The sequence below is a fragment of the Nitrospirota bacterium genome, from assembly GCA_020846775.1.
Taxonomy (GTDB): Bacteria; Nitrospirota; 9FT-COMBO-42-15; order HDB-SIOI813; family HDB-SIOI813; genus RBG-16-43-11.
The window spans coordinates 1-2932 of sequence record JADLDG010000106.1 but is presented as its reverse complement, the minus strand read 5'-3'; the positions used below and the strand labels follow the sequence as shown (position 1 = coordinate 2932).

At 47.8% G+C, this 2932-nt stretch carries 1 protein-coding gene; it reads left to right on the top strand.

The window, feature by feature from the left end; all coding sequences use genetic code 11:
* The coding region (tssH, locus tag IT392_12440) for a type VI secretion system ATPase TssH (GenBank protein MCC6545284.1) at positions 1-2596 on the top strand (2596 nt) is incomplete at its 5' end.
* Positions 2597-2932: the final 336 nt, after the last annotated feature.

The following is a 2932-nucleotide window of genomic DNA, read 5'->3' as shown; positions in this document are numbered from 1 at the left end:
TGAAACCTGCCGGAGGGCCCTTGAATCAGCGGCCGGTTTATGTCTTTCTCAAACCCATTATGAAGTGGACATTGAGCACTTCCTTATCAAACTACTTGAAATGCCGGACACTGATATTCAAAAGATACTGAGACATTTTGAGATTAATGAGACACGCCTGGTAAATGAACTGACGCGGGCTATGGAGGGCTTCAAGCGGGGCAATGCGAGGACACCTGCGCTTTCGCCCCGTATTCCAAAGATGGTACAGGATGCATGGATTATTTCGTCAATTGATTATAAGTCCCCTGTGGTTCGTTCCGGACATATCATCCTTGCACTGATGAGTGTGGATGAAATGGCCCGGATGCTTGTTTCAAGCTCGGGCGAGTTTAAGAAGATTTCTGTGGAGACACTTAGCCAGAGTTTCTCAGACATTATCGCAGGCTCCAGTGAAGACCATGAGATGCAATCAGCAGGCGCTGGTATGACAAGTCCATCCGGCATACCTGCAAAAGGCACTAAGGCGCTTGATCAGTTTACGATAAACCTGACAGAAAAGGCACGCAAAGGTGAAATTGATCCTGTCCTCGGGCGTGACTTTGAGATAAGACAGATGATAGATATCCTGATACGCCGCAGACAGAATAATCCTATACTTACCGGAGAGGCAGGGGTTGGAAAGACCGCAGTGGTTGAAGGGTTTGCGTTGAGGATAGCCCAGGGTGATGTCCCTCCTCCTTTGAGAAATGTTGTGGTGCAGACGCTTGATCTGGGACTTCTGCAGGCAGGGGCAGGTATAAAGGGGGAATTTGAAGGCCGTCTCAAATCTATAATTGAAGAGGTCAAGTCGTCACCGGTCCCGATAGTCCTTTTCATTGATGAGGCCCATACACTTATCGGTGCGGGAGGCGCAGCAGGATCAGGTGATGCGGCAAATCTCCTGAAACCAGCCCTTGCACGCGGTGAGCTCCGCACAATTGCCGCTACCACATGGGCAGAGTATAAAAAATATTTTGAAAAGGATGCCGCCCTTGCACGCAGATTCCAGGTAGTCAAGGTTGAAGAGCCTGATGAGGAAAAGGCAATGGTAATGATGAGGGGAATCTCACCCTTTCTCGAAAAGCATCATAATGTCATGATTACAGACGAGGCACTTCGGGATGCAGTCCGTTTATCTCACCGTTATATTACAGCGCGGCAATTGCCTGACAAGGCGGTGAGCGTCCTGGATACATCCTGTGCGAGGGTAGCCATTGGACTTACAACGAGCCCCCCCCAGGTGGAAGAGGCTGTCCGCCGGATTGGAAATATAGAGAGTGAGATGAAGATTCTTGAAAAAGAATCCCTCATGGGAAATGAACATACCGAACGCCTTGAATCACTGTCAAAAGATAAGGAGGCAGTCGGGATTCGAAGGGATGAGCTCACCACGAAATGGCAGGCCGAGATGGCGGTGGCAAACAAAATAATGGAGATAAGGCAGAAGATCCATGAGGTTTATCTCAAGAATCCGGTTGACCCGTCTCTGGCAGTGTTTAAAGAAGAGCTGATTAAAATAGAGAAGGAATTAAAGGAGGTGCAGGCAGATTCTCCATTAGTCCAGATTTCGGTTGATTCCCAGACCATCTCAGAGGTTATCTCAGGCTGGACAGGAATCCCTACCGGGCGTATGTTGACCGATGAAATTACGGCAGTACTCAGTCTGGAGGCACTGATCGGGAAGAGGATCATTGGACAGGACCATGCATTGAAGGCAATGGCGCAGATGATTCAGACGGCACATGCAGGCATTGAGGACCCTTCAAAACCAAAGGCTGTCTTTATGTTCGTTGGTCCAAGCGGTGTCGGAAAAACCGAGACAGCCCTTGCACTCTCCGAGCTCCTGTACGGCGGCGAACAGAATCTTATTACAATCAATATGTCAGAGTATCAGGAGGCGCATACTGTCTCTGGTCTCAAGGGGTCACCTCCCGGATATGTCGGCTATGGTGAAGGCGGAGTGCTGACAGAGGCGGTTCGCAAGCGACCGTACAGCGTCGTCCTGCTCGATGAAGTGGAAAAGGCCCATCCGGATGTGATTGAACTTTTCTATCAGGTCTTTGATAAGGGTATGCTTGAAGACGGCGAGGGACGCAAGATTGATTTCAAGAATACACTGATCATCCTAACATCCAATATGGGTACAGATACCATCATGAAGGTTTGCGCCGATGAGGAGACCAAGCCTTCACCCGCGGCGCTGGCAGAGATGCTGAGACCTGAACTGATAAAGCACTTCAAACCTGCATTCATAGGACGGCTTAAGGTGGTCCCGTATTTCCCTATTACCGATAAAAATCTTCGCCTCATCGTCAAACTTAAACTCAATAAAATTTCAAAGAGGATGATGGAAAACAGGAATGTGGTCTTCAACTTTGGTGATGAGATCGTTGAGTCAGTTGCAAGCCGCTGCACAGAAGTTGAGAGCGGGGCGAGGAACATTGATCACATCCTCACCAACAACCTGATGCCCGAGATGTCAAAGGAAATACTTTCAAGAATGGCTTCAGGTGAGCAGATAAAAGAGGTGAATGTTTCATTGAGCGATGCGGGGTTTGTGTTTAAGGTAACATAATAGTCCGCAACAACTTACGGTTGGGAAAAAGGTTGAACCTCATTCATTAATTACAGCAGGGTATTCAAGGACGTCCAACTCCTGGTTGAAATGGGTGAAATCGAGAGCAGACCGGACCCGAGGTCGGGTAGAAAAGCAAGGCTGGAGTTAAATAGGGACAGCGACTATTTATTTGTTACTCCATGGTCTACATATGTAAGATAAATAGTCGCTGTACCTATTTGTTCCCTGACGTGTAATTCTGGATCAAGTAAAATCTTCGTTGACAGAAAATTATCGCCCTGTTACGCTAACATAGAAAGAACAATTCCTATCACGGTTGATGAAAAACATTAT